The organism is Serratia microhaemolytica (assembly GCF_004011885.1).
GTDB lineage: Bacteria > Pseudomonadota > Gammaproteobacteria > Enterobacterales > Enterobacteriaceae > Serratia_G > Serratia_G microhaemolytica.
Genome location: NZ_SBEF01000116.1, coordinates 1 through 1395 on the forward strand (window position 1 = coordinate 1; position 1395 = coordinate 1395).

Sequence of the window (1395 nt, forward strand, 5' to 3'; positions counted from 1 at the left end):
GGCGGCAACAGGGTGGAAATGAGCGCCCAAGCCTCATCAGGGACATCATAACGAGCCAAATTCAAAATCCTCTTCTCGACTAAATATCGCCAAATTGTACAAAAAATAGTTACGGGACACACCCTAGGCTTGGTGGCAGTGGCAACCTCAAATGAGTGAGGGTAAGCTAGGTGCATCTGCTGGTAGGTGCTAAACTTGTGCTATTGCTAACTACCTGAAAATCAGACAATTAATTAAGTATAGGTTAAAATTCAACTTTTAGTGAAATTGCCTTAAATTTTGTTAAATATCAATATATTTATGCTTTACACTAAGGAATGTAAAGTTTGGTTGCAAAAATGGGCGGATTATCTCGATACCTTGAAAGCGTAAGTGTCTAGTTCATGCACTGGCGTACCTGAATCACTTTTTCTTCTGCTGATAACGGCTAAACTCAATCACATTATCGTGGTTATCAGCACCAACGATATTGGTACTTTCCAACTGCTGACGAGTTGCCGCCATAGCCGCTAGACGCATACTCAACTGTTCCTGTTGCACGGTTCTCACTTGTGCCATTGCATCAGTGACCTTTTGAGGGGAAAGCATAAATATTCAGTCGGCCAATATTTGGTCATTGGATCATTGGTACGTAAATCGTACTTCTCACCTTTGCGGTTTTGCCAAGTCAGATTGAGCTTGAGCTCAATCTGTAACACCGTTTTCTCATTATATCTACAGCATGTTATGCTGTAGATATGTTTTTATAGATGTTTTTCCCATAAAATAACTTTATTACATTCTAATTGTATTTTTCACTATACAAATGCTGGAGTTAATCAAGTTTTAATGTATTAGCTCAACTTTTCAATATTGGCATGCACTTAACACTAAAATAACCTTTTTAATACAATGAATTATATTTTTTTTCTTCTAAAGTATTTTTTTTCCATTAGTAACTCTTGACATACACCTGCATCTCAAATTATATTTATGCATATATACTAAGAACTTATGCAGGATTGGGTTGTGTCTAGAGATAGCGTCTTGGTTACAAATAGTCCAGAAGTCTTTGATAAACTCCTTGCTTTTGTTGAGTCAGATTCGTTTGGGTGCATTGGTGCAAAAACAGCGTCTTACCTTCAAACATTGCTTCATCGCGATTGCTGTTTCGACAACAAAGTGACCCTTGAAGATGCATACGGTTTTCTCCGGCATTTCGCCGATATCCGAGAATCTCTGAGCAAGACTAATGCCACCTTTGTTCTGAGTTTTAGTGATCGGTCTATTCATGTAGTGGTACAGTAATTTTGGCCACCTGATGAGAGGTGTTAAGATACACCTCATACGCGAGCAGGTGAAACAATGAGCAATAGAACATTTAGTGCAGAATTCAAACTAGAGGCAGCGCAACTC

Annotated in this window: 1 protein-coding gene; it reads right to left on the reverse strand. The window is 38.6% G+C overall.

The genetic code is table 11. The annotated features are described in order from the left end of the window. Positions 1-402: 402 nt before the first annotated feature. The gene (locus EOJ37_RS14210) at positions 403-588 is read right to left on the reverse strand and encodes a hypothetical protein (RefSeq protein WP_127960514.1); all 186 of its coding nucleotides are present in this window, start codon (positions 586-588) and stop codon (positions 403-405) included. Positions 589-1395 lie beyond the last annotated feature (807 nt).